Genomic DNA, 24,538 nt, shown 5'->3' with positions numbered 1-24,538 from the left:
ATCTATCTTGTATGAAGGAGGTTTCACATATGGAATTTAGAAGATTGGGCGGAAGCGGACTGAAGGTTAGCGATATCAGTCTCGGGAGCTGGCTGACGTACGGGGGATATGTGGAACGGGAGAATGCCGTGAAGTCGATTCAGACCGCGTATGGGCTCGGCGTTAATTTTTTTGATACGGCGAATGTGTATGCGCAGGGGGCGGCTGAGGTGGTCGTCGGGGAAACCTTGAGAGCTTTCCCACGAGAATCCTATGTCCTGGCCACGAAGGTATTCGGCAAGATGGGGGACGGACCCAATGATCAGGGCCTTTCCCGCAAACATATCAGAGAGCAGTGCGATGCGAGTCTGAAGCGGCTGGGTACCGATTACGTCGACATCTATTACTGCCATCGATATCATGAAGAAACACCGCTAGAGGAAACGCTGCGGGCGCTGGATGACCTTGTCCGCCAAGGCAAGGTGCTTTATATCGGCGTCAGTATGTGGACCGCTGCCCAGATGGAAGCGGCATTGGCGGTTGCGGACCGCTATTTGCTGGATCGCATCGTGGTGAATCAGCCGCTGTACAACATGTTCGAGCGCAAGATCGAGGAGGAGATCATTCCTTTAGGCGAGAAGAAGGGCATTGGACAAGTGGTCTATTCTCCTCTAGCTCAAGGGCTTCTGACTGGCAAGTACGCCTCCAAGCAAGCCGTGCCGGAGAACAGCCGCGCATCGAAGATTGGAGCAGACCGGCTCAAAATGAGTGAAGACCGCATTCAGAAGGTGCAGGCTCTGGATCTCGTTGCAAGCGAGCTGGGTATGACCGTCGGCCAATTGGCCTTGGCCTGGATTCTGCGTCAGAACAACGTAGCCAGTGCGCTGGTGGGCGCCAGCCGTCCGGAACAGGTGGAAGAGAATGTGAAGGCTTCCGGTATGAAGCTGTCTTCGGATACGCTGACTGCCATTGATGAAATACTGAAGGCGGATTCGAATTAAGAAAGAATCAAATCATTGATTTCGGGGGCGGAGCATACGCGGTTGCGCCCGCTGTCCTTGGCTCGGTACAGCTCGCGGTCCGCTTGCTGAAGCAGCTCCTTGGCATTTTTTGACCGAATCGTATCGGGGTGCACAGCAACTCCAATCGACACGGTGATCCGAATCTTAGTTCCGTCTTCTAGGACAAAGATATGGTCCGCTACGGCAGCCCGGATTCGTTCCGCAATAGCGGCCGTCTCGTCGATGGTCGCTTCTGGAACCAGCACTGAGAATTCTTCCCCGCCGTTGCGGGACACTTCGTCAAAAGAACGGGAATGCTCCCTCATCACTTTGCTGAGCTGCTGCAAAACGGCATCTCCGGCCGCATGGCCGTAGGTGTCGTTTATTTTTTTGAAGTGATCAATGTCCACGACAAGAACACCCAGCCGTTCGCTGAAATGCTGGGCTTCGAGAAAACGTTCCGACAACAACTGCTCGAACTGGCGCAAATTGTGAAGGCTTGTCAGGTAATCCGTCTCCGCATTTTTCTTCAACTGCAGAAATAGTTGATTGGACGTGTTGATATACTCGGTCAGCATGTAAATGACCACCGTGGCGAGCATGGATATGATGAGGTGCTGCGTAAAGATGGTATACACCTTGTGGTGGTCCGGGATATTCATCCACATAATACATAGGAGCACCAGCATGCTCAATACGCTCATGAGCAGCATTTTGCTTAAACGATTCCAATGGGTACGAGAAAGCGTCCCGCAGATGATCCCGATCAACAGCATGCCGGCTCCCGCAATGGCAGAGGAAGCGGACATGCCGAACAGGATCAGCCGCCCGAGCGCAATCAGCACGCCGGCAATTAGGGACGGAAGCCAGCCCAGGTAGCTGGCGATCACGACAATGGCCAGATGCCGCAAATCCGCAAAAAACCGGGGGTCAATCGGAAAAGAATAATACATCAAGATGATCCCGTAAATGCCAAAGAGGAGTCCGGCGTTGATCTTAACGTTGATGGACGGTGTCACAACGCCTGTTACATATTTTTTGGACAGCAGTCCGGATAAGTATAAGAAAGTCACAAATATACAAAAGTTGGTAAATAGTATATTAGTCATGGGGGATCATTCCTTTCATGTACCTTGCACAAGGTCGGCAAGGCGATGAAGACATTCACCCCCTATTTTATCGGAAAATGGAATTGTATGTCGAATATTAAATGCTTTATTTTGTTAATTTTGAGGAGCCTCTAAAGGCAGGAGAACTTCAAACATCGTTCGTTCCGTATTACTGGTCACCTGAATCGTGCCATGATGGGCATCCACGATGGTTTTGACGATAGCCAAACCAAGGCCGGAGCCGCCGGTTTGATCGGTACGGGATTCATCCGCCCGGTAGAACCGCTCGAACAGATAGGGGATTGCATATGGGGGGATCGGGGGACCGTAATTGATTACCTGTACGACGGCAAACTTCGCATCACTTGATACCTTCAAATCCACCACCCCGGCTTCTCGCCCGTGCCGTACCGCATTGGACAGCAGATTCTCGAAGGTGCGCATCAGCTTATCCCCGTCCGAGGAGATCATGATTTTCTCCGATTCAGGCGTGAAGATGACTTGTACTCCTTCCTGCTGCCCGGTGAGTGAAAAGTCCACGGCCAATTGTGCGAGCAGCTCCACCAAATTAATGTCAACCCGGTTTATCGGGGAGTACCCCATCCGGGTGTATTCAAACAAATCGTTCACGAGTCCGCCCAGGCGCAGCGACTTATCGTACGCGATATCGGTATAATACCGGAGTTCGACTTCATCCTTGTAATGGTCTTCATTGACCAGCCGCAAGTACCCGATGATGGAGGTGAGGGGGGTACGCAGATCATGCGATACGTTGCTGATCAGCTCGTTCTTGGACTGGACCGCCATCCGCTCCTCTGCCAGCGATAGCTTCAGCTGCTTGGCCATTTGATTGATTTGCGTTGCCATCTGGCCCAGTTCGTCATTCGAGCTGACGATAATCTCTTGATCCAATTCGCCCTTTGCCAAACGCTTTGTACCCTCCATTAAGTGATTGATTTGACGAATGGTGCCCTGGCTCAGGAGCAATACCATGCAGATAAACAGCACGATGCCGATGATCGTCGGGATGATGGGAAAACCGAAGAAATCCTCCAGAATACGATCAACTCTGAATAGGGTGTTTACCCAGGGCTCCTTCCAGTATTCCCGGCCGATCAATCGGATGATCTGCTGCGCGAGGAACAGTATGGACAGGGTCAGGGCTCCACCGACAAAAAACAGCGTGATGATTTTCCATTGCAGCTTACGCATGGATTTTGTACCCGACGCCCCATACCGTTTGAATGAGCTTATAACCCAGCTCCTTCTCGAGCTTGTCCCGCAGGTTGCTGATGTGCACCATGACCGTATTATTGGAGACGTAATATTTCTCCTTCCAGACCTGCTGGAAGATATCCTCGGCACTGAAGATTCTCCCCGGTTGGCGGGCAAGTAAATACAGAATCTCGAATTCTCTTGCCGTCAAAGAGATCGCTTTGCCATTGGCCGTTACCTCATGCGTTGTCCGGTTAATGTCGAGTCCGTCGATCTGGATCCGGTCGCTGTCCTCCCGAAGCAGTTCGGCATTGTACAGGGTGGAGCGCCGCAGCAGTGTTTTGACGCGAGTCGTCAGCTCCAGCGGATTGAACGGTTTGATCATATAGTCATCCGCGCCGGTCATCAGCCCCAGGATTTTATCCATGTCTTCACTCTTGGCGCTCAGCATCAGGATGGGTATGGACGAGGTTTCCCGGATTCTGCGGCAGGTGTCAATCCCGTTCAGCTTTGGCATCATGACATCGAGAATCACGAGATCCACCGTACCACCGTGCGTGGCCATCGCCAGCAGTGCTTCCTCCCCGTCATGGGCTTGGATTACGCGGTAACCCTCATTCTCCAGATAAATAGAGATCAGCCCGGATATTTCTTTATCGTCATCTACGATTAATACGCTTCTCATTGTATATCCTCCAGTAAAACATCCATTGGAAACGATGATTCCATACGAACAGTGTACCCTAAATCAACCGCATAAAGTGCAGATTTGCCTTCAAAATAGCGAGTTTTTGTGCAATTATCGTTTAAAAAGGCCGGCGACGAGATTCGATAAAATGCCTTGACGATCGAATCCGTAATCCATCAGCTTCCGTGTTTCCTTAAACCGCTGATCGGCATCCCCGGTCCCCATCACGACGGATATCAGTCGGTTCCCACCACGCGACGCCGTTCCAGTAAAGCAATAACCGGCAGAGCGGGTATACCCGGTCTTAAATCCGTCATTACCCTCGTAAGAAAATGGCTCGCCAGGAAGCATGAGATTGGTGGTATGCAGGGAAAGCTTCTTCTGCGGTACAGGCAAATCGCGCTGGCTGGTTACCTCGAGCAGATCGGGATGTTTGTTCACCAGCCATCTGGCCAGCATGGCCGAATCCCTGGCCGTCATGACGGTATCCCCTTCGGAGGCCGCTTCGGCAAAAGGAACCAGGTCGGCGGCAGGCAGACCAGATGCATTGGCGAATACGGTCCGATCAGAAAGGCCGATTTCCTTCGCCCGGGCATTCATGCTTTCCACGAAGCGGGCTTCCGACCCGCTGAGATGCTCTGCTATAGCTACAGCAGCATCATTGGCCGAATGAATAATGAGCGCTTCGAACAGCTGCCTCAGCGTATAATGTTCGTCTTCATGCATGCCGATGGCCGAACCGGGCACCTCTGCGGCATATCGGCTAATCGGCACGTTCTCGTCCCAAGCATGCTGCCCGGAACGAACGGCATCCAGCACCAGCAGCTCCGTCATCATTTTGGACATGCTTGCGGGAGGAAGGGGGAGATCGGCATGCATCGCATAAAGCACACGGCCGGTATCTGCATGAATCAGGATGGCCGAGCTCGCTTTGATGGGAGGCGGAATAAATATCTTCGCGATGAACACGACCAACAGAATGACGAGAAACAGCAGAAGGAGCAGACTTAAACGTGCTCGTCCCTTGCGGCGCTTCATTCGTTTGCTTCGAATCGTGCCGGTTTGCTGACGGGATCGTTCGGGGGATGACGGTACTTGATTGGGATACTTGCCTATGGATTCCATGACGGTCGATCGCCTCCTTTGGCGGGTTATACGTTTCATCGTTTATGTATGTTCTAATTCTAACCATACAAGCTAAAGGAATTTTTAATTGAATCTAAAGAAATCTTAAAGATTACCAGCGGCAATTTCGGCAATGGATGTTGACCTTGCGAAGAATAGGATTTATACTTGATCTAAAAATAAATTAAAAGGGTGAATACCTTGAAATCTTTAAATCTGACGACACAACGCCAAGCGGTGTACGATGTCCTTCGGGAATCGCATGATCATCCGACTGCTGCGGACATCATGAACCGGCTGGTGGAGAAAGGATATAATTTGGCGTACGGGACGGTTTATAATTCCCTTCGTTATTTGACGGATAAGCAGTTGATTCGAGAATTGAAGCTGGGCGAGAGCGCGAGTCGGTACGACGCCCGTACGGACGATCATCAACATATTATTTGTGAAGTATGCGGTAAAGTGGACGAGGTCATGACGGAGGTGCCAGAGGATTGGGCTGCTACGGTAGCCGGTGAAACCAATTACGTCATCCATCATGCTCACGTCGTATTCGGGGGGGTGTGTCCAGAATGTCAAACCAAACGGAAGAAATGACGGCACTGGGAACGGTCTATTCGTTTCCTGATTTCCAGTCCGGCAACCTGTATGTTCGTCCGACGACGCCGATGGCGATAGGGGATGCTTGTCCCACAACGCTGCGGGCTGCGTTATTAAGCCGTTCGCCCGGACGGGTGAATGAAATGTTCATTACCTTGACCGAGAACTGCTTCGAGGTGATGATGTTCCGCAAATGGGAACCGCGTCTTCAGTCGGCACTCAATACAGGATTGATTATTGCCGATATGACGGGCTGCCGGAATATGACGGCGTTCAACAAGGAGAAGGAACTCCTGCTGCCTGAGCATTCCTCTATTCCGATTCTGTATCTTGTAGGGGAAGAATTAATGAGCAATGCGGGCTCAAGCCTGTTGAACGAAGAGCTCATGGTATGGCCTGCCCGTTCCAAAGATACGATGATGTATCAGGTGCAGCGAACCATCCGATTGTTCTCACCGGCCGCCGGGTTGTCAGGTGGAGAAGAGGTCATGCGAGGCCTCGTTTATAAAGACTTGTCCATTGATCGGGATAAAATGACGATCCACCGGGGCAGCACTCCGATCCATTTGACCAAGACAGAGTATCATTTACTGATGCTCCTGCTGGACAGCGAAGGAGCCGTATGCACGCGTGAGGATCTGATGTGCAAAATTTGGGATACGGATTTTATGGGCGGCAGCAACGTAGTCGACGTCCATATCAAAAGCTTGCGTAAAAAGCTGAGCGACAACGCGGGAGCCCCGCGCTATATTGCAACGGTTAGAGGAGTGGGATACCGCCTGGCGGACTAATCCCCCTCCCTTTTTTTTGTTCATTCACCGCACTCTAGAAGGTTCATCCGAACTTCATATTACGATCATAAAAGGGTCATATAACACTCATGCGACAATCATGATCCGATGGATTCTCCAATGATACAATCAATTCATAAATTTAGATTCAGTCTAAAATCAATTATAGAAATGATGGAGGGTTCATATATGGATAGAATGACAACCAATCAAGGGGCTCCGGTCGGAGATAACCAAAACTCCAAAACGGCAGGACGCCGCGGACCGACGCTGCTTGAGGATTATCATCTGATCGAAAAAATCGCCCACTTCGACCGTGAACGGATACCGGAGCGCGTCGTTCATGCCCGCGGGGCAGGTGCGCACGGCACATTTGTTGTGGAGAATGGCATGAAGCCTTATACGAAAGCGGCATTCCTGCAGGAAATCGGTCAGGAAACTCCTGTGTTCGTTCGCTTCTCCACGGTTATTCATGGAACGGGGTCACCCGAAACGGCACGCGACCCGCGCGGATTTGCCGTGAAGTTCTATACGGAGGAAGGCAACTATGACATTGTAGGGAACCATATCCCTGTCTTCTTTATTCGGGACGCAATCAAATTCCCCGATATGGTGCATTCCTTGAAACCTTCGCCGGAGACCAATATCCAGGAGCCCGGCCGGTACTGGGACTTCATGACGCTGTCCCCGGAATCCACGCATATGATGACCTGGGTGTTCTCCGATCACGGCACACCGGCGAACTATCGCGAGTTGGATGGCTTCAGTGTTCACGCCTTCAAGTGGGTGAATAGCGAAGGCAAAGTGACCTACATTAAATACAAGTGGGAGTCCGCACAGGGCGTGAATACGCTGAATGCAGACGAAGTGGTCGAAGTCCAGGGCAAGGACTTCAATCACGCCACCCGTGATCTTCATGAGCACATTTCAAACGGGAATTTCCCGAAATGGCGCTTACAGGTGCAGCTGATGTCCCCGGAAGAGATGGATGAATTGTCCTTTGATCCGCTGGATCCTACAAAGACCTGGCCGGAGGATCGGTTCCCGTTCGTAACGGTCGGTACCATGACTTTGAATCGCAATCCGCAGAACTTTTTTGCTGAAGTGGAGCAGGTCGCTTTCTCCCCAAGTGCGTTGGTACCTGGCATCGAGCCGTCGGAGGATAAATTGCTGCAAGGCCGGTTATTCTCTTACCCGGATACGCAGCGTCATCGACTGGGTGCGAATTATTTGCAGATTCCGATTAACTGCCCATATGCTCCTGTGCGTAATCATCAACGCGATGGCTTGATGAACGTGGATCAAGATCCGTCACCGGTAAACTATGAGCCGAACAGTTATACAACAGGCCCTGTGGAAGATCCGTCTGTAAGTGAAAGCGAGGCACCGTTCAACGGGCGTGTCGTTCGCCAGCGTATCGAGAAAACGGATGATTTCACACAGGCCGGAGAGTTGTATCGTTCGTTTACCGAGCAGGAGAAGGATCATCTGATCCGTAATCTGGTTGATGACCTGAGTCAGGTCAAATCCGATATTCAGCTCCGTGCCGTATGCAATTTCTACCGTGCGGACGCCGAATACGGTGCAAGACTCGCTGCCGGGCTTGGTGTAGACCTAAGCGCATTCATGCCTTCCAATCAGTCGAAGTAACGTAATCTAAACGTATAAGAGCCAGCCATCTTGGTTTATCGCTGTGCAGGATGGATGGCCTTTATATAAACGGTGATCTAGGATTGCCGACAAAAGGGGTACCCGTTTAACAGGGTATCCCTCTTTTTATGGAATTAATTACCTATACCTACTGCATAATGAATGGTTCAGGAGATGCCGATAAGTTGAAGGGAGTATTTTTATAGAAGACAGGCGAGATTCACTGCAGTTTAGAAAGGAAAGAAACCCATGAAGAAAAAAAGTGCTAATCGTATTCGAAGAAATCTGATCCTTACATTTCTCCTCGTGCTCCTTGTGCCCAGCTGCGCCATCGGTTTTATCACCTACCGTGACGCCAAGGGAACGATCGAGGATGAAATTCTCCGCAGTGCATCGCTGAGTGTTGATACGGCGAATGAGATCATTAACCACACGCTGCAATCCAAGTTTGATGACCTGAATTATTTAAGCACCACGATGAAGTCCGCGGAAATCGACAAGGAACTTAAAGCGCAAGCAGGTTCAACTATCCATGCACTGAAGCAGTACTTGGGACTTCATCCGGATACGGTAGACGTATTTATCGGTACGGCGCAGGCTGGAATTATCAAGGCATCGAGTGAAAAGCTGCCGCCGGGCTATGACCCTAGACAAACCGGCTGGTACCAGGAGGCAATGAATGCATCGGGCCAACCGATTATTACAGCCCCTTATGCTTCGAATGCAGGCTCACTGATTGTTGTAACGATCGCCCAGATGCTGCCTGACGGCAAAGGCGTCGTGGGCATTGATCTCAACCTCGGCAGCATCCAGAGTCTGGTCGAGGTGCAGGTAGGTAAAGAAGGCTACACGATGGTGCTGGATCAAAACCACAAATATTTGTTTCACCCCGATTATGAAGCAGGGACGGACGCGTTGGCTGAGGAAACCTGGATCTCCAAGATGTATGAGCAGCCGACCGGTCATTTTCACTATGTCCATGAAGGCATGGAGAAACAATTGAATTACATTACAAATGAACGAACCGGCTGGAAAATTGCCGGGACCATGTATGTTCAGGAAGTCGCCGACGCCGTTAATGGCATCCGCCACACGATGATTGTGGTCATGACCGTGTCGCTGCTAACCGCCTTAATTCTGGTGACTTGGAATGTAAGCTCAGTGATCAAGCCGATTCGCCGTATGCGCCAAGCGACCGAGGTCATTAGCGGGGGGATCTGACGCTTCGCATGAAAGGCTTCAAGCGAGATGAGATTGGAGAATTGGCCGATCACTTCCAGCAGATGGTGGATAGTCTCAGAGACATGGTTCACGGGGTTAAGGCGATGACGGAGAATGTTTCCGCATCTTCCGAGGAATTGTCCGCAAGCGCCCTGCAAAATACAAGCGCCGTCGAGCATGTCACGTCTTCCATTCAGGAGGTGGCCGCCGGCAGCGAACGCCAGTTGAACGCCGCCGAGGAGATTCTGAAGCGCATCCTTCAAGTATCCAGGCATGCCGATGAGATTGCAGAAGTGTTGGAGAAGGTTACAGATGCCATGAACCAGACGGAGGAATTAGCTCAGGAAGGGAACAAGACGGTGATTACCGCAGCAGCGACGATGCAGGATATCGATCATGCGATGAACGATTTGAATGGGGTTATCCATCAGCTGTCTGAGCGGACCGAGGAGATCGGCGGTATCGCTTCGGCCATTACCGACATTGCCAAGGAGACAAGCCTACTGTCGCTGAATGCCTCGATCGAGGCTGCGAGAGCCGGGGAGCAGGGCAAAGGATTTGCGGTTGTGGCCGCCGAAATCCGTAAGCTTGCGCAAAGGTCGGAAAGCTCAGCGGATTATATATCAGGGCTGATTGCAGGGATACTTGCAGAAGTGGAACGAACCATCGAGGTGACGGAAGCCGCCAGGCAGAAGGTGTCGGACGGCGTTGACGCAGCGGATCTGACCGGACGCTCCTTCTCCCGTATCAAAAAGGCCGTGAATACGGTGTCCGGCCAGGTAAGAACCACTTCGAAAGCGGCTAAGGAATTGGCTCAAGATACGGCCTCCACGAAAAAGTCCGTTGAAGATATCCGCGGGGTGTCGGAGCAAACGTCCAGCCAGACTCAGACGATATCGGCTGCCTCTGAGGAACAGCTTGCTTCCATGGAAGAGGTGAGCGCGTCTGCTGCAGATTTAAGCCGGTTAGCCGAAGAACTGCAGGAGATGGTGAAAAGCTTCAAGATTTAAGATTTTTCGGGGCGTGCAGTATGCCTTCAATTCATGTTGAAGCAGCAAGGGAACTTATATTCCTTTGCTGCTTTTTGGTTTGTGGCAGGAAAGGGGGGCTTTTTGAAGAATAAGACCAAAGTGACTTTATCTATAGGAGCAGGGCCTTTATACTGGAGTCAACTGCTAGAAGCGTAAGATTAACGGATCCACAAGCTAGAAATGATGAGAGTGGGGCATATAACATGGCACAGCATATGAAAGATCGGATCGTCGCTTTGGCTGGTCCGCGCAAGGCGGCAGACATGGCTAAGCTGGTGGAGAAGATGGGAGGAACCGCGCTGCTTCGTCCGGCCCAGGGGACCGTATTTTTGGATGATGAAGTATTGCGCCGTTCGATCGAAGCTTGGCTCAAAGCGCCTGCACCGTGGGCGATATTTACGACGGGAATCGGCCTGGAGGCCATATATGATACGGCCGAACAGATGGGCCTTTTAGATACATTGAATGAAACGCTGCAGCGCACCTCGATTGCGGCAAGAGGGTACAAAACGGCAAATGCGCTGAAAAAACGCGGGCTGGCGCCGGTCGTCCGAGATGATGATGGCAGTACGTCGGGGCTGATCCGGTCACTTGAGCCGCATGACTTGTCGGGCAAACGCGTCATTCTGCAGCTGCACGGCGAATCTGCCCCTAAGCTGGTGGAGTGGCTGGAGAGTCGCGGGGCGGTAGTAGAGCAGATCCTGCCGTATAAGCACATTCCGCCGCTGGAGGAGGATGTTTCGCAGCTCGTGGACGAAATTGTGGGCGGCAAGGTTGATGCGGTTGCTTTTACAAGCGCGCCCCAGTTCCGTTTTCTTGCGGATTATGCACGTGCCCACGGCAAGCTGGAGGCTGTGCTTGAGGCATTCCGCGGACCGGTCCTGGCCGCCGCTGTCGGCAAGGTTACGGCACAGGGACTCCGCGAAGAAGGCATTGAACGCATGGTGGTTCCCGAGGAAGAGCGAATGGGCAGCATGATGGTGGCGCTTGGCCGCTACTTTGCTCAAAACCAAGAATAATGTCATGATATAACGTAATAAAGTTGGGGAGATTTCATTCCATGCCAGCGTCTTCATGCATGTTCATAAGGATCATGTGAAATATTGAGTAGTAAATAGGAGGATGACCGATGGATAAGAGAAAAGCATTGCTGCTTGGCAGCTACACCCACCCGAAGTTTCATCCGCTGCAAGGCATCGACAAACAAGTGACACACCTGCTGAACGACATGTTCACCGTGCAGTGCACGGAAAATCATAAAATGCTGCATGAAAGCAATCTCTACCCTTACGAGCTCTGCATCGCCTACAGCGACCTATGGGATGAGCGCGTCTCGCCTCGCCAGACCGCAGGCCTGTTGTCTTACGTAAGCGGCGGCGGCGGCTTGCTCGTGATTCATAACGGCGTTACGCTGGCCAATCGTTATGAGCTTGCGCAGCTGATCGGCGCCCGTTTTGACGGACACCCGCCCATGGAGAAGCTGTATTTCGTTCCAGGGGAGACCGATCACGATATTACGGAAGGCGTTGAGCCTTTTGTGCTCGATGAGGAGCCTTACCGTTTCATATTCAGTCCGTTTACGGAAAAAACCGTGCTGCTGCATTATGAATATGAAGGGAAGCAGTGGCCTGCCGCCTGGTGCCATACGTATGGCATCGGACGCGTGGTTTTCTTGATGCCGGGCCACCACGAGCCGTCATTTCTTCAGCCTCAGCTGCGTTTGATGATTACGCAAGCGGCCAAGTGGGCTGCACGCGTTCCGGGTTAAGAAGCCATTTCGATAGGATCGGTAGGAGGGACGCGCTTGAGCGGGAAGATATTAATTGTTGAGGATGAAGCGAAAATATCCCGATTGCTTGAAATCGAGCTGGAGAGTGAAGGATATCAGGTGACCAAGGCAGACAACGGGCTGGATGCGCTGGAGGCATACCGCAGTCAGGACGTGGATTTAATTCTGCTGGATGTCATGCTCCCCGGGATGAGCGGAATTGAGCTGCTGCGGCGCATCCGTGCCCATGACTCCCACACAGCCGTGCTGCTGCTGACAGCCAAAAGCTCCGTTGAGGATAAAGTATCGGGGCTTGATCTAGGAGCCAATGATTATATAACGAAGCCGTTTCAGATCGAAGAGCTGCTGGCGCGGATTCGTGCTGCGCTGCGGCTTCAGGGTAAGCAGGATCCGGAAGAGCAGGCGGCAGGAGAGTGGCTTACGGCAGCGGATTTGAAATTGAACGAAGGCACGCGGGAAGTCATTCGCGATGGCAGAAGGATCGATCTGACGCCGCGTGAATTTGACTTGCTCGTCTATTTACTGAAGAACAAACGGCAGGTGCTGAACCGCGAGCAGATACTCGCTGCCGTATGGGGATACGATTATTACGGCGACACCAACGTCGTCGATGTATATATACGATACGTCCGCAAAAAAATCGATCATGATAGCGCATATGAGCTCATTCACACCGTCCGCGGCGTCGGCTACGTGCTCAAAGAGACCCCATGAAGCTGAGCAGTAAAATCCACCTCTATTCGTCGGTGCTGATGGCGGCCATTCTGATAGTCATGAACTTATCCGTGTACTATGTGTTTAGCAAAATGACGGTGGACAGCCAGCTGGAGCAAGCGGAAGCGGAGGACTCCAGAATTTCGCGGGAAATGGCCAAAGCCGCGGATAGTATCCCGACGAGCGATCTTCTACGAAGCTATGTCCCTCTGGACGGGAAGATTCAATTGCTCGGGCCGGATGAAAGCTATCCGTCCACTTCAGTGACTTCCTCCGGTGAGGATATGGATGAGCTTAAGCTGCCGTACGATACGCAGAAGCAGGTGAAGGTCGTTGAGTATGATAATATCCGGTATACGATGGTTTCCCTGCCTATCATTTGGAGAGACGGGATCGTGGTTAATATACAGGTGGCCCGCAGTCTTGCCGCTACGATGGAGACGCTCCAAGTGCTGCGAATCGTACTGGTTGCCGTAACCGCGATTGCCTTGGTTCCGGTCATCCTTTCGACGCGGATACTGGGACGTTTGATCGTCCAGCCGATTACGGCTTTGATCCGTACGATGCGGGAGATCCGGCAAAGTGGGCGGTTCCGGCGAATCGAGCTGAAGGAGAAATCCAAGGATGAATTGGTGGAGATGGGGGCTGCGTTCAACGACATGATAACGCTGCTGGAGAGCAATCATGCGAGGCAGGAGCAATTCGTGTCCAACGCTTCCCATGAGTTAAAGACGCCCCTTACCATCATCGAGAGCTACGCAAGTTTGTTAAAGCGGCGAGGTCTGGACCGGCCGGAGCTGTTCATGGAGTCCGTGGAAGCGATCCATTCGGAAGCGATCCGGATGAAGGAGATGACGGAGCAGCTGCTGCTGCTTGCCCGCAATCAGGATCAGTGGCAGGTCGAGATGGAGCAGGTGGATCTCGTGGCATTATCGGAGTCTTCCGCGCGTGCCTTCCGCGATGCCTATAACCGCACGGTGGAGGTTGAAGCCGATGGCGAGGTTCTCGGCTGGACGGACGGCCGCAGGCTCAAGCAGCTCTTGTTCATTCTGCTGGATAATGCGCGCAAGTACAGTGACGAACATATTGTCATTCAGGTTGGCAGGAAGCCATCGGAGGTTTATATTCGGGTCATCGACCGCGGAATCGGCATTGCCAAGGAGGAGCTGGAGCATGTGTTCGACCGTTTCTACCGGGTGGACGAGGCTCGTACCCGCCGGGGCGGGGGGGCTGGTCTTGGTCTGTCCTTGGCTAAGGATATCGCTGAGGCCATCTCGGCTTCGATCGAGCTGGATAGCCTGCCGGGTGTCGGTACAACCGCCACAATCCGGCTGCAAGAATCGAAATAAAAGGCCAAAAACGTTCCTTTTTCTCATCGTATTCTAACCATGCTGCGCTATACTGACGGTAAAGACAGATTGTATCCGAGGTGATTCGATGCGTAAAAAAGTCAGTCTGCTGCTGGGTATCGTGATGCTGGTAGCGGTTATGATTATTGTGAATGCGGTATGGAGTCCTTTTAGCCGTTCTACTTCCGCTATGTCAATGGATGAAGTGGTGGAGGAGGTGCTCTCCCAATATCCTGGCGGCGAAATAACGAAGACCGCGCTGGACGGCGGGGTGTATCGATTAGAGCTTCAGTCGGCTACCGGAACATATGAGATGACGGTGGATGCTCGTCAAGGTGATATCGTGTCCATAGAGCAGCGGGATAAGACTGCTGTGAAGCCAGATCCTGAACCGGGTGGGCCAAGGGAGCCGGATCAGCCAACGGAACCGGATCCAGACAATCCTCCTTCCGAGCCAGCGGATAACGGTGGCAAGGGAGCAGCGGAGGGAGCTGGGGACGGGGAAAGTGGAAATGGAAGCGGCACTTCGGAACCACCTGCAACGATGATTACCAAAGAATACGCGATCAAGCTTTCTTTAGAGAAGGTACCGGGAACGGTGGAAGATGTGGAATATCGCGAGAGTAAGAGTAGCCGTTACTATCTGGTGGAGATTGAGAGAGCGGACGGGCGCGAAGCGACCATTCAAGTCCATGCCATTACCGGTAAGATCATGACAGTGACTTGGGATGATGAGGACGACGATGAATAAATGAGAGGTCTTGTCCGCGTTTTCTCATCGTTTTCTAATCTTTCTCTCCGAAAGCTCTCATGTTGAGAGGGTATATTGGGTTTGTAGAGATCAACAGGAGAGAATAATGAGGAGGCGTAAGATGATGAAGAAGAAAATATGGTGGGCAGGCGCACTGTCCGTAGCTATCGCGGCAAGTGGAGTATACGGTTATAACGCTGTACAGGCGGCAGGATCAGGACAGACGACTGCAGCGGGAACACAGGCAGCAGCGAAGCAACAGCAGCAGCTGATCGGAATGGAAAAAGCGGAACAATTGGCACTGGCTGCTGCCAGCGGCAAAGTGGAGAGCATTGATATAGACCGGAAAAAGGGCAAGCTGGTATACGATGTGGAGATCCAGCAGAATAACCGGGACGTGGATGTATGGATTGATGCCTATACCGGCAAATCCCTCGGTGTAAGAGTGGACCGGGATGACGATGAAGATGATCGTGATAACCTTCCAGGCAATCTGATTGGTGCCGGCAAGGCATCCGCTATCGCTGTTAAACACGCTAAGGGCGGTACGGCTGTAGAAGTGGATCTGGACCAAGATGACGGCAGATGGGTGTATGACGTCGAAGTGAAGACAGCAAACGGATCATCTGACGTAGAAGTCCATGCGATCAGCGGTAAAGTGATCAAGGCGGAGTATGAGAAATACGACGACCATGATGACGACGATGACGACCATGATGATGACTATGATGACCATCACGATGGGGATCATGATGATCGCGATGATCATGACGGGGATGACGACTAAGCCATTTCTTCATCTGCATGAGATGACACCATAAGCGAACAAGCGGGATCATTTATTTTCCCGCCTGTTCGCTTTTTTTATTGTATTTTACATAATAAGCATGGCTGGAATGCAATTTCTTGTTATCCGATTCCGGATTCCCCTCATATTTCATGTGAAATCAGGGGAAATTGATAAGGCAGCTTCTCTATACTTATGAAAGCAAGTCCAAGGATAGATGTTTTTACCAGCGTTAAAGGTTATAATGGAACCAGACAACGACCGGGAGGGATGTACCGTGAGTGATCTTTTTAAGAAAGCCATCTCGTTAGGATTGGGCCTTACCGTGGTCAGCAAGGAAAAAGTAGAGAAAATCGTGGATGATCTGGTCAAACGCGGGGAGCTTGCTCCTGCGGAGTCCAAAGCGCTTGTGAACCGTCTCGTCGAACGCGGCGAAGAGGAGCAGTCGCAGATCAAGAACTATATTTATGAACAGGTGCAGCGTGTATTGTCCGATCTGGATGTTCCCAAAGAGAGTGATGTCGCCAGCCTGGAACAGCGCATTGCTACTCTGGAGAAGAAGGTTGTAGAACTGGAAGGATCGCGGCAGGAATAGATGGCGGTCCGAATTCGACATGCCGGACGTTACCGGGAAATCGCCATGGCGCTCATGCGTCATGGCTTTGGCTATATGGTGGAGGAGATGGGACTGTTTCATGTTCTGTCGCTGCCTGTCCGCTGGAGTTCCAGGGAACAGCCGGAGACGATTACGCTCGGGGAATGCATCCGGCGAGTGCTTGAGGATCTTGGCCCCGCCTTTGTGAAGCTCGGACAGTTGGCGAGTACAAGATCGGACCTGCTGCCTGACCATATTATCCAGGAATTGGTGAAGCTGCAGGAACGGGTGCCTCCATTTTCTTCTACGAGCGCAAGGGAGCTGATTGAGCAAGAGTGGGGTATGCCGATCGATGAAGTGTTGAGTGAGTTTGAAGACAAACCGCTGGCAGCCGCCTCGATTGGGCAGGTCCATGCCGGGAAGCTGAAATCCGGAGAGCATGTAGCGATCAAGGTTCAGCGGCCCGGGGTAGCCCGAATGATCGGTCGTGACTTGGAAATATTGCGGGATTTAATCTCGATTGCCGAGCGCCACTGGGAATGGGTGAAGCAGTACCGTGTGGACCGGATCGTTGACGAATTTGCCAGAGCGATGATGGCCGAGCTGGATTACAGCCATGAAGCCCGAAACGCAGAGAAGATAGCCTCCCAGATGCCGGATCATGAATTTATCCGCATTCCGCGGATTTATTGGGAGTACACGTCATCTAAAGTTCTGATGATGGAGTATGTCGATGGCCTCACCTTAAGCCGGAGGCAGGAGATCGTGGACAAGGGACATGATCTGAAGGCGATCGCTGAACATTTGATCGATGGCATGCTGCAGCAGATTTTTATTGAGGGATTTTTTCATGCCGACCCTCATCCGGGGAATTTACTTGTCAGAGAGGACGGCAAGCTGGTCTTTCTGGATTTTGGGCTGGTGGGTCACCTCAGCGAAGATATGAAGGACCATCTGTCCGGACTCATTATTGCCTTGATGCGGCGGAATTCGGAAGGGATGATCCGGGCGATTTCCAGAATGGGTTTGATTCCGGACGACTGCGACATGGATGCACTCCGGTCAGACATGGACCGGCTGCGGGGAGAGTATTATGATGTGCCTTTCGCTCAAGTGCGTATCGGTAAGGCATTGACGGATCTGTTTGCCGTTGCCCAGCGGCACCGGATTATGCTGCCACCGGATATGACGCTGCTTGGCAAATCATTGCTGACGCTCGAAGGGGTCATCGAGATGCTGGACCCTAGTCTGAGTATTATCGATATGGCGGAGCCTTTTGGCCGAAAGCTGTTGAAGAAGCGGTATAATACCCGCCGGATCAGCAGGAAGGTGCTGGACGGGGTAAGCGGACTTGCCGAGAGCCTGCTTGATCTGCCCGGACAGGCCAGGCAGCTGTCGGCCCTGATCAGCAAGGGGAAACTGCGGGTGGAGATCAGTGTTCCCGAACTGCAAACCCTGATGCGCAAGCTGGATCAGATCAGTAACCGGCTCTCCTTCAGCATTGTGCTTCTGGCTTTCAGCATCATCATGGTGGGTCTGATTATCGGTTCGTCGCTCAGTCGAGAGCCGATGATGCTGTGGAGTTTCCCCGTGATTGAAGTCGGGTTCATTGTGGCCTTGCTCATGGTTGCATGGCTGTTATATGCCATTTTCAAATCCGGCAGGTTCTAGGCAGATTCGGCTCTTGCCCGCTTGCGCTGCTGCACCCAAGTCTGGACTCCGATGAGGATCCATTCTATGAGGTGAAAGAATAGGGCAATGAGAAGCGCTTGCAGCCAGCCGCCGACAGGAATGCCGGGCACGATCAGAGAGGCTATGTACAGCAGAACCGTGTCGGTCACAACGGTAACCGCCTGTTTGATATAGATGGAGCTATCCTTGCGAAGCAGCAGTCTTAGCAGGGTGATCACCAAAGGATGAAGGATGCCTTCGAAGATCAGGAACCCGATCAGGATGGTGAGCGAGAAGCCGAGCCATACGCCCTGACCGCCGTAAGCCAGGATTTCACCTGATCCGGATGGATCTGATACGGGGAACCACCGGGCATATAACATCGCAAAGAGTTCTAACGGTATAATAATAAAGGCCGACAACAGCGGGATAAGCCACAGCTTCTTTCGTAAGGGTACGGTAGGCTCCCCGTCGCGTCTTGAAATATAATTCATCATCAGATTGATAAGGCCGAACAGAATCATCAGGATGAGTACTGACAGAATGATCTGCATGGTATGCATGTCGGGGACACCTCCTTAGCTGGTGTAAACTGGATTTCTATATCATAGACATTACCAAAGTCAGGGTCTTTTGTCAGTTGAAAAGAAATACAACGACAACGCTCGTTCTTCTTAGAACGAATTCGATCGACATTTTGTCGGACTTATATGTAAGTATGTTTGTTTGCTAAATCCAATCGATTTGACGCAACAGATGCTAAATAATTTAAATGAGGTGGAACGTTTGCCGAACTTTCAACAGCTGGGCATTGACGAACAAAGAGTACGGAAACTGAAGGAGCAGGGGATTGCGGTGCCGACTCCGGTACAGCAAGAGAGTATCCCGCTGCTGCTGCAAGGAAAGGACGTTATCGCCCGGGCAAAGACCGGCACAGGTAAAACGCTGGCTTTCATGCTGCCGATTCTGCAGCAACTCGATCCTAAGCGGGCGTACCCGCAGGCGCTCATTATTGCGCCGACACGGGAATTGGCATTGCAGATTACGGAAGAAGCCAAGAAGCTGACGGCCGGCGAGCCGGACGGGATCAAAATTCTGGCGGTCTATGGCGGTCAGGACGTGGAGAAACAGCTGCGCAAGCTCGAAGGCGGCCGACATTTGATCATCGGAACACCGGGCCGGTTGCTGGACCATTTACGCCGGGGCACGCTTGAGCTGGGCGGCGTGAAACAGCTGGTACTGGACGAAGCCGACCAGATGCTGCACATGGGCTTTCTGGATGAGGTGGAGGCACTGATGCACGCGCTTCCGTATCGGCGCCAGACGATGCTCTTCTCGGCCACGATGCCTGCCGGCGTGAAGCAGCTTGCCGGCAACTATATGAAAGACCCCGTCGATATTGTCATTAAGGGGGCTTCCCCGATTCCGCTGGAGCAGATCCAGCAGGTTGTGGTCGAGTGTACAGACCGTTCCAAGCAGGATGCCCTGCGTGCGATGATTGAGGAGCATAACCCTTTTCTCGCGATTATCTTCTGCCGGACAAAGCGCAGAGCAACAACATTGAATGAGGCGCTGCTGGCACATGGGTATCAATCGGACGAGCTGCACGGCGACCTGTCCCAAGCGAAGCGGGAAGCGGTCATGAAGCGATTCCGGGAAGCCAAGCTGCAGCTGCTGGTGGCAACGGACGTTGCTGCGAGAGGGCTTGACGTCGAGGGCGTGACGCATGTCTTTAACTACGATATGCCTCATGATGTTGAAAGTTACATCCATCGTATCGGACGGACCGGACGGGCCGGTGGGAACGGGATGGCTATCACGTTTGCTGCCGGTAAGGATCTTAACGATCTACAGCGCATCGAGGAAGGAATTTCCCTGCGCTTGAAGCGAGTCCGCTATGATTCCAGTGCTGGAGGCCTTCGGGAAAGCACCGGCGGCTCAGGCAGGGATACGGGCAGAGCGGGAAAAGCTAGAAATATCTCTTCACTTGAATCCGATCAAGAACGCGGCCAAGGCAGAAGCCGGGCGGATCGCGGTACGGGTTCCGGGCGGAGCCGCGGAAGCGAGCAGAGCAGAGGAAGGGCCGGATCGTCACGCAGAGATGAACGTGGATCCGGACGGGCAGGAAGCCGTGACGGCCGTGCAGGCGAGGGACGCGGACAATCTGCGGCTGGAGGCCGCAGCAGCGGTAGTCGTGACGGTGGGCGTGCAGGCGAAGGCCGCGGACCATTATCGGCTGGAGGTCGCAGCAGTGGCAGTCGTGACGGCGGAAATGCAGGCGAAGGCCGTGGATCACAGGCCGGAACACGCGGCGGCAGCAGCCGTGGACCGTCCAGAACCGAGGGGCGTGGAAATCAAGGCGGTCGCGGCGGACAGGGCGGTACCCGATCCTCTGAAGGCCGCGCTGCAAGAGGCCAGAGTGGTGGCCGGCGCGGTGGACGCAGCCGCTAGAAGGTCCAGAGAATTTTAGGAAGCATCTGTTTCAATCCGGAAGATCCCGTTTAAGTAGAGAGCGTTACCCAGTCAATGACAAGGAGGCGTTACCATGTCTGAACATAATCATGTAGTGAACAAGCAAGGTGAGCTGGATGTGAGTAAGGTCAGTGACGCAATGGACCGGATTGATGATGGGGAGAGGGAGAGAATCCTGGCCGATTTTGATGCCTTCCAATCCTATTTGAACAAGCGAATTCAGCTTGCCGAGAGCATTGGGTTGAATGAAGAGCAGCTGGCGCGGGCAGCAGAAAAGGTGGCTGGTTATCTAGCTGCAAACGAGGAGCCCCGTAATTCCGAAGAGAAGCTTCTTCAGGAGTTATGGAAGGTCGGGACCCAAGCGGAGCAGCATCAGCTGGCTCATCTGCTTGTGAAGCTGGCTCAGAAACGAACGGCCCAATAAGGCAAAGCGTGAGATGGAAATCCTTCCCGGCTGACTTGCCGTGGAAGGATTTTTGGGTTCAAGAGTAGTAATTAACATACTTATAAGGATGTAGGGATGTAGGGGTAAATATTAACTTCAATACATAATATGCATGCAAGCTAGACGTGCTGATTCGCCTCCGCCTTCGGTACCATATCGAGGTGCGGTGCAACGATATGGTATCTAAGTCCAACGATATGGTATCTAGGGCAATGTTATGGTATCTAGGTGCAATGATGTGGTATCTAGGTGCGCAACGATATGGTATCTGGGGCAATGTTATGGTATCTAGGTGCAATGAAATGGTATCTAAGTGCAAACGATATGGTAGGTATCTAGATGCAACGATATGGTAGGTACCTAGGTGCTACGATATGGTATCTAAGTGCAATGATATGGTATCTAGGTGCAATGATATGGTATCCAGGTGAAACGATGTGGTATCTTGGTGCAATGAAATGGTACTCAGGTGCAACGAAATCGCTATGACGATGACCAGAACCCCACTGAACGCCGAGGTAACGGACATCAGATACGTTATTTTCCTGTAATGAGGTCCATTTATCGTTCTACCGGACACCAGAGCCGTTATTTGGCCTGAAAACAGCCAAAATATCGTCTTTCCAGATGAATAACGGATCTCCTGTCCGTTCGATTCGCTTAAAACCCCATTTTTTGCGAAATAAGGTCTCCTGAGTCCGTTAGGTTAGACTGCGAGTAAACGCGGGAAGCTGATCCATCGCCCGGCAAGACTTGCAATTACAGCTCTTTTGTCGCACTGCCGGACGCACGCTCTACCGTTGGCCTAACATACTATTTGGTACATCCTGCGAACTGCTCCATCTTGATCTCCAATATGCTCGTTACATGTGAGCCATAGAAACAAATGAAAGAATAGTAGGAGGGAGTTGCCTGAATGTCTCTGGTGATTCATGAGCAGAGAAAGCCCAAAATGCAGCCTTTTTATTGGGTGATTACATTTGAAATGCACGTGCTGGGAATACTGCTTGGCCTGGCGCTGACACTGGGTCCCTTGATGCTGCTGTACCTCTGGGCCAATGTCTGGACCTGGATGAGTCTGGTTGCCATACCCGCCGGTATCTTCATGATGATTCGTCTGTCCAGAAGCCTGAAAGGGCATATCTGGAACAATACGCATCTGGACGAGTATTTGTTATACGAAGATGTTATTGAATATGAGAGATGGGACCCGGAAACGAAAGACTCCCTGAAGGGGAGCCTTAGGATCGGTGACATCAAGGAAATATACTATGGGCGATACATCTTTCAATTCAGTTATGCTTATAAGAAGAGCAAAATGACCGAATCCGTGCCTATGGCGGAGTTAATGCCGATTATGTACCTGGTCGCGGGAGAAGGGCAGACGGAACGGGCCGTGGCCATTCCTTTCACGGATCCGATGGAGGCCAACCGGTGGCTGGAGGTTATCGGCAGAAGGGACATTCCTTTATATCTGACTTCTATCATCATTCATGATCTTGGGGATGAATCGGTTGCGTCTTTGCTTCGCGAGGACGAGGATTTAGAGCGTGCCGAATTTGATGGCAATATGGAGCGGCAATTCCGGCCTTACCTGGACCGTCTGGTACAGGAAAATGAGGAGGAAGACCGGGAATTGACGGAAGAGGAGCTTAATCAGCTGGAATACGAGATGAAACTCCTCGAGTACGAAGAGGCGCTGCAAAAGCGAAGATCGGCTTTCCGTGGAACCGGTTTGCTGGCTTGGCTGATTTTTCCGGTTCAGTTCGCTATCGGTTATTGGCTGACGCGCCAGGCAGAGCTGGGTAACGCGGACCCGGAACAGCCGTTAGTTCCCATTTTACTTGTTGCAATCTCCGCGATCCTGTTCTTCTTCCTGGTGAAATGGATGCGCTGGCTCCAGATCATCATGTTCTCGTTGATTACCTTTATATCGTTTATGTTTTTGGATTTTTCCGAGATCGAAACGGATCCCTCGTACCAAATGTCCAGCATGCTCCTTGCTATAGCCATGCTGTCACTGCCTGTGGTCGGTCTCTTCTATTTGGGCATCCGGCATGTGCGCAAAGGTCGGGATGCGAAGAATCTGCCGCCGATGCCGGGGGCGTATCAGCCTCTTCCTGAAAACGATAAGCCGGGGATCCAGCCCGGAGACCATCTGTCAACTTAATACGAAAACGAGAAAACGCACCCTTCACATTTGGGGGTGCGTTTCGTATCGGTATCTGTAGGTTTCCATAGGCTGGCTGGTAAAGGCGGTGTCGAGCTTCTTCTTCTCGCCGGGGGCGAGGGTCACGTTCTTGTACATCTCGGTAAAGACTTCATCATCGTTCTTATCGTACACGTAAAGGGTGATGTGACCATGAAATGTTTGGCTATCATGGTAGTTGCCGGCATAGATCTCAATGTCCGCATCATCCTCGTTTTTATAGGCGCCAGCATGGACCACGATGTAGTCTTTAAAGCTTTGGAGCTCGGAACCCGCCTTCTTGTCCTCAAAATTTTGATCCAAATCGGTCAGCATCGTTTCTTCTTTGTAAAGCGATTCCTGGGTGATAAGACCAATGGGGATCGTCAGTATAAAATAGAAGGCCAGCGTCGATAACCCTGTGCTGCGAAGCACGGTCTTTCGGTCATACCCCCCTTTGATTAAGCCGATGAAGGCAATCAGTGCCAGCACAATCACAATGAGATGCCATGGGGATATAAACATTTCGGGATACAGTTTCATTTCTTTTCCTCACTTACAATTGTTGAAATACGGAATATTGCAATATATCTCCAAACCTTAAATCATTACCCTGCTAACTTGCTGATTAAACAGCTGTTATTAGCCTATGCAAATTTTGTTTGAAGAGGTTATACATACATTCATCATAATGGATTTCCGGGCTGTGGGGTAGAGGCGTTGGACTAAAATTTGGTTTAAGGCGATTTATTCGATATGATGGAAGGAGATTGGCTAGGCTGTAGAGCTTGGAAGCATGCCATCCATTCAAAACAAGCCGGGAGGGATTCGAAGATGTCAGTTTACGAATATCATGCAACAAATACCAAGGGTCAGGAAGTCTCGCTCGATCAGTATGCGGGCAAGGTTCTGATTATTGCAAATACGGCAAGCCAGTGCGGACTTACGCCGCAATATGGAGAGCTTCAGCAGCTGTATGACCAATATAGCCAGCAAGGACTGCAGGTTCTTGGTTTCCCGTGCAATCAGTTTGGCGGACAGGAGCCGGGTACAAGTGAAGAGGCCGAATCATTCTGTCAATTGAATTATGGCGTGAATTTCCCAATCTTTGCGAAGATTGACGTGAACGGGGAAGAAACGCATCCGTTATTTCAATATTTAAAATCCGAGCAGCCAGGACCGAACGAAGGCGGAGAGATCGCTTGGAATTTCACAAAGTTTCTGGTAGACCGCGAGGGCAAGGTGGTTCAGCGATTCGAACCGCGAGATACGCCGGAATCAATGAAGGGCGCCATTGAATCTCTGCTTGGCTAGTGGCAGAAAGTAACGATTACATCAACAGGGCTGTTTTCTTCGGGGATATTCCG

Annotated in this window: 24 protein-coding genes; 18 read left to right on the top strand and 6 right to left on the bottom strand. The window is 51.8% G+C overall.

What is annotated here, in order from left to right; translation table 11 throughout:
* Positions 1-29: 29 nt before the first annotated feature.
* Positions 30-980, top strand: a complete 951-nt coding sequence (locus BJP58_RS17915; protein ID WP_194539993.1) for an aldo/keto reductase family protein — start codon at positions 30-32, stop codon at positions 978-980.
* On the opposite strand, the gene BJP58_RS17910 is transcribed toward BJP58_RS17915, so the two are convergent.
* From BJP58_RS17910 to BJP58_RS17895, 4 genes are all read right to left on the bottom strand, one after another.
* The gene (locus tag BJP58_RS17910) at positions 977-2,089 is read right to left on the bottom strand and encodes a GGDEF domain-containing protein (protein ID WP_194539992.1); all 1,113 of its coding nucleotides are present in this window, start codon (positions 2,087-2,089) and stop codon (positions 977-979) included. The two genes, BJP58_RS17915 and BJP58_RS17910, sit on opposite strands and share 4 nt — an antisense overlap.
* Before the next feature lie 114 nt (positions 2,090-2,203).
* On the bottom strand, positions 2,204-3,301 hold the full coding sequence (locus tag BJP58_RS17905) for a sensor histidine kinase (RefSeq protein WP_194539991.1): 1,098 nt from the start codon (positions 3,299-3,301) through the stop codon (positions 2,204-2,206).
* Positions 3,294-3,989 (bottom strand): response regulator transcription factor, encoded by a 696-nt coding sequence (locus tag BJP58_RS17900; protein ID WP_071218812.1) that lies wholly within the window; start codon positions 3,987-3,989, stop codon positions 3,294-3,296. Before BJP58_RS17900 ends, BJP58_RS17905 begins: the two co-directional genes overlap by 8 nt.
* A 114-nt stretch (positions 3,990-4,103) precedes the next feature.
* Entirely contained in the window at positions 4,104-5,117 is a 1,014-nt protein-coding gene (locus BJP58_RS17895) for a D-alanyl-D-alanine carboxypeptidase family protein (RefSeq protein WP_194539990.1), read from the bottom strand.
* 201 nt (positions 5,118-5,318) lie between these two features.
* Between BJP58_RS17895 and BJP58_RS17890 the strand changes: the two genes are divergently transcribed.
* The 13 genes from BJP58_RS17890 to BJP58_RS17830 all read left to right on the top strand — a co-directional run bounded on the left by BJP58_RS17890 (position 5,319) and on the right by BJP58_RS17830 (position 18,066).
* Complete coding sequence (locus tag BJP58_RS17890) at positions 5,319-5,714, top strand: Fur family transcriptional regulator (protein WP_071218814.1); 396 nt, start codon at positions 5,319-5,321, stop codon at positions 5,712-5,714.
* Positions 5,690-6,508 carry a winged helix family transcriptional regulator gene (locus BJP58_RS17885; protein WP_194539989.1) on the top strand — a complete coding sequence of 273 codons (819 nt, stop codon included), beginning with the start codon at positions 5,690-5,692 and terminating at the stop codon, positions 6,506-6,508. Before BJP58_RS17890 ends, BJP58_RS17885 begins: the two co-directional genes overlap by 25 nt.
* Positions 6,509-6,697: 189 nt before the next feature.
* Positions 6,698-8,158, top strand: a complete 1,461-nt coding sequence (locus BJP58_RS17880; RefSeq protein WP_194539988.1) for a catalase — start codon at positions 6,698-6,700, stop codon at positions 8,156-8,158.
* 249 nt (positions 8,159-8,407) lie between these two features.
* Entirely contained in the window at positions 8,408-9,379 is a 972-nt protein-coding gene (locus BJP58_RS17875) for a cache domain-containing protein (protein WP_194539987.1), read from the top strand.
* A gap of 8 nt (positions 9,380-9,387) precedes the next feature.
* Positions 9,388-10,389: a methyl-accepting chemotaxis protein gene (locus BJP58_RS17870; RefSeq protein WP_194544975.1), complete on the top strand. Its 1,002-nt coding sequence runs from the start codon at positions 9,388-9,390 to the stop codon at positions 10,387-10,389.
* A gap of 224 nt (positions 10,390-10,613) precedes the next feature.
* Positions 10,614-11,429, top strand: coding sequence for a uroporphyrinogen-III synthase (locus BJP58_RS17865; protein ID WP_194539986.1), 816 nt, complete (start codon positions 10,614-10,616; stop codon positions 11,427-11,429).
* 110 nt (positions 11,430-11,539) lie between these two features.
* On the top strand, positions 11,540-12,178 hold the full coding sequence (locus tag BJP58_RS17860) for a ThuA domain-containing protein (protein ID WP_071218819.1): 639 nt from the start codon (positions 11,540-11,542) through the stop codon (positions 12,176-12,178).
* 36 nt (positions 12,179-12,214) lie between these two features.
* On the top strand, positions 12,215-12,913 hold the full coding sequence (locus BJP58_RS17855) for a response regulator transcription factor (RefSeq protein WP_194539985.1): 699 nt from the start codon (positions 12,215-12,217) through the stop codon (positions 12,911-12,913).
* Entirely contained in the window at positions 12,910-14,262 is a 1,353-nt protein-coding gene (locus tag BJP58_RS17850) for a sensor histidine kinase (protein WP_194539984.1), read from the top strand. The genes BJP58_RS17855 and BJP58_RS17850 overlap by 4 nt, the downstream gene beginning before the upstream one ends.
* Positions 14,263-14,350: 88 nt before the next feature.
* Entirely contained in the window at positions 14,351-15,013 is a 663-nt protein-coding gene (locus BJP58_RS17845; protein ID WP_194539983.1) for a PepSY domain-containing protein, read from the top strand.
* A gap of 121 nt (positions 15,014-15,134) precedes the next feature.
* Positions 15,135-15,800: a PepSY domain-containing protein gene (locus BJP58_RS17840; RefSeq protein WP_233354683.1), complete on the top strand. Its 666-nt coding sequence runs from the start codon at positions 15,135-15,137 to the stop codon at positions 15,798-15,800.
* Positions 15,801-16,077: 277 nt separating this feature from the next.
* Positions 16,078-16,395 (top strand): phasin family protein, encoded by a 318-nt coding sequence (locus tag BJP58_RS17835; protein WP_071218823.1) that lies wholly within the window; start codon positions 16,078-16,080, stop codon positions 16,393-16,395.
* A complete protein-coding gene (locus tag BJP58_RS17830) occupies positions 16,396-18,066 on the top strand; it encodes an ABC1 kinase family protein (RefSeq protein ID WP_194539982.1) in 1,671 nt (556 codons plus the stop codon).
* On the opposite strand, the gene BJP58_RS17825 is transcribed toward BJP58_RS17830, so the two are convergent.
* Complete coding sequence (locus BJP58_RS17825; RefSeq protein ID WP_194539981.1) at positions 18,063-18,629, bottom strand: hypothetical protein; 567 nt, start codon at positions 18,627-18,629, stop codon at positions 18,063-18,065. The two genes, BJP58_RS17830 and BJP58_RS17825, sit on opposite strands and share 4 nt — an antisense overlap.
* 193 nt (positions 18,630-18,822) lie before the next feature.
* On the opposite strand from BJP58_RS17825, the gene BJP58_RS17820 reads away from it, so the two are divergent.
* The 3 genes from BJP58_RS17820 to BJP58_RS17810 all read left to right on the top strand — a co-directional run bounded on the left by BJP58_RS17820 (position 18,823) and on the right by BJP58_RS17810 (position 23,153).
* On the top strand, positions 18,823-20,517 hold the full coding sequence (locus BJP58_RS17820; RefSeq protein WP_194539980.1) for a DEAD/DEAH box helicase: 1,695 nt from the start codon (positions 18,823-18,825) through the stop codon (positions 20,515-20,517).
* A gap of 94 nt (positions 20,518-20,611) precedes the next feature.
* Positions 20,612-20,962: a DUF3243 domain-containing protein gene (locus BJP58_RS17815; protein ID WP_194539979.1), complete on the top strand. Its 351-nt coding sequence runs from the start codon at positions 20,612-20,614 to the stop codon at positions 20,960-20,962.
* Between the two features lie 937 nt (positions 20,963-21,899).
* Positions 21,900-23,153 carry a hypothetical protein gene (locus BJP58_RS17810; RefSeq protein ID WP_194539978.1) on the top strand — a complete coding sequence of 418 codons (1,254 nt, stop codon included), beginning with the start codon at positions 21,900-21,902 and terminating at the stop codon, positions 23,151-23,153.
* Positions 23,154-23,177: 24 nt separating this feature from the next.
* Here BJP58_RS17810 and BJP58_RS17805 read toward each other — a convergent pair whose 3' ends face one another.
* Positions 23,178-23,714 carry a hypothetical protein gene (locus BJP58_RS17805; RefSeq protein WP_194539977.1) on the bottom strand — a complete coding sequence of 179 codons (537 nt, stop codon included), beginning with the start codon at positions 23,712-23,714 and terminating at the stop codon, positions 23,178-23,180.
* 291 nt (positions 23,715-24,005) lie between these two features.
* Between BJP58_RS17805 and BJP58_RS17800 the strand changes: the two genes are divergently transcribed.
* Positions 24,006-24,485, top strand: coding sequence for a glutathione peroxidase (locus tag BJP58_RS17800; RefSeq protein ID WP_194539976.1), 480 nt, complete (start codon positions 24,006-24,008; stop codon positions 24,483-24,485).
* Positions 24,486-24,538: the final 53 nt, after the last annotated feature.

It is taken from the genome of Paenibacillus sp. JZ16, assembly GCF_015326965.1.
In the GTDB taxonomy this organism is placed as follows: Bacteria; Bacillota; Bacilli; order Paenibacillales; family Paenibacillaceae; genus Paenibacillus_AQ.
Note: the sequence above shows the minus strand (reverse complement) of the source record. Positions and strands in the feature narration are given on the sequence as shown.

Coding starts and splice junctions, on each gene's coding strand:
- BJP58_RS17800 (WP_194539976.1), top strand. CDS start 24,006: ATGTCAGTTTACGAATATCATGCAACAAATACCAAGGGTCAGGAAGTC.
- BJP58_RS17900 (WP_071218812.1), bottom strand. CDS start 3,989: ATGAGAAGCGTATTAATCGTAGATGACGATAAAGAAATATCCGGGCTG.
- BJP58_RS17850 (WP_194539984.1), top strand. CDS start 12,910: ATGAAGCTGAGCAGTAAAATCCACCTCTATTCGTCGGTGCTGATGGCG.
- BJP58_RS17830 (WP_194539982.1), top strand. CDS start 16,396: ATGGCGGTCCGAATTCGACATGCCGGACGTTACCGGGAAATCGCCATG.
- BJP58_RS17810 (WP_194539978.1), top strand. CDS start 21,900: ATGTCTCTGGTGATTCATGAGCAGAGAAAGCCCAAAATGCAGCCTTTT.
- BJP58_RS17840 (WP_233354683.1), top strand. CDS start 15,135: ATGATGAAGAAGAAAATATGGTGGGCAGGCGCACTGTCCGTAGCTATC.
- BJP58_RS17845 (WP_194539983.1), top strand. CDS start 14,351: ATGCGTAAAAAAGTCAGTCTGCTGCTGGGTATCGTGATGCTGGTAGCG.
- BJP58_RS17820 (WP_194539980.1), top strand. CDS start 18,823: ATGCTAAATAATTTAAATGAGGTGGAACGTTTGCCGAACTTTCAACAG.
- BJP58_RS17870 (WP_194544975.1), top strand. CDS start 9,388: ATGAAAGGCTTCAAGCGAGATGAGATTGGAGAATTGGCCGATCACTTC.
- BJP58_RS17895 (WP_194539990.1), bottom strand. CDS start 5,117: ATGGAATCCATAGGCAAGTATCCCAATCAAGTACCGTCATCCCCCGAA.
- BJP58_RS17865 (WP_194539986.1), top strand. CDS start 10,614: ATGGCACAGCATATGAAAGATCGGATCGTCGCTTTGGCTGGTCCGCGC.
- BJP58_RS17915 (WP_194539993.1), top strand. CDS start 30: ATGGAATTTAGAAGATTGGGCGGAAGCGGACTGAAGGTTAGCGATATC.
- BJP58_RS17880 (WP_194539988.1), top strand. CDS start 6,698: ATGGATAGAATGACAACCAATCAAGGGGCTCCGGTCGGAGATAACCAA.
- BJP58_RS17875 (WP_194539987.1), top strand. CDS start 8,408: ATGAAGAAAAAAAGTGCTAATCGTATTCGAAGAAATCTGATCCTTACA.
- BJP58_RS17825 (WP_194539981.1), bottom strand. CDS start 18,629: ATGCATACCATGCAGATCATTCTGTCAGTACTCATCCTGATGATTCTG.
- BJP58_RS17815 (WP_194539979.1), top strand. CDS start 20,612: ATGTCTGAACATAATCATGTAGTGAACAAGCAAGGTGAGCTGGATGTG.
- BJP58_RS17905 (WP_194539991.1), bottom strand. CDS start 3,301: ATGCGTAAGCTGCAATGGAAAATCATCACGCTGTTTTTTGTCGGTGGA.
- BJP58_RS17805 (WP_194539977.1), bottom strand. CDS start 23,714: ATGAAACTGTATCCCGAAATGTTTATATCCCCATGGCATCTCATTGTG.
- BJP58_RS17860 (WP_071218819.1), top strand. CDS start 11,540: ATGGATAAGAGAAAAGCATTGCTGCTTGGCAGCTACACCCACCCGAAG.
- BJP58_RS17910 (WP_194539992.1), bottom strand. CDS start 2,089: ATGACTAATATACTATTTACCAACTTTTGTATATTTGTGACTTTCTTA.
- BJP58_RS17885 (WP_194539989.1), top strand. CDS start 5,690: ATGTCAAACCAAACGGAAGAAATGACGGCACTGGGAACGGTCTATTCG.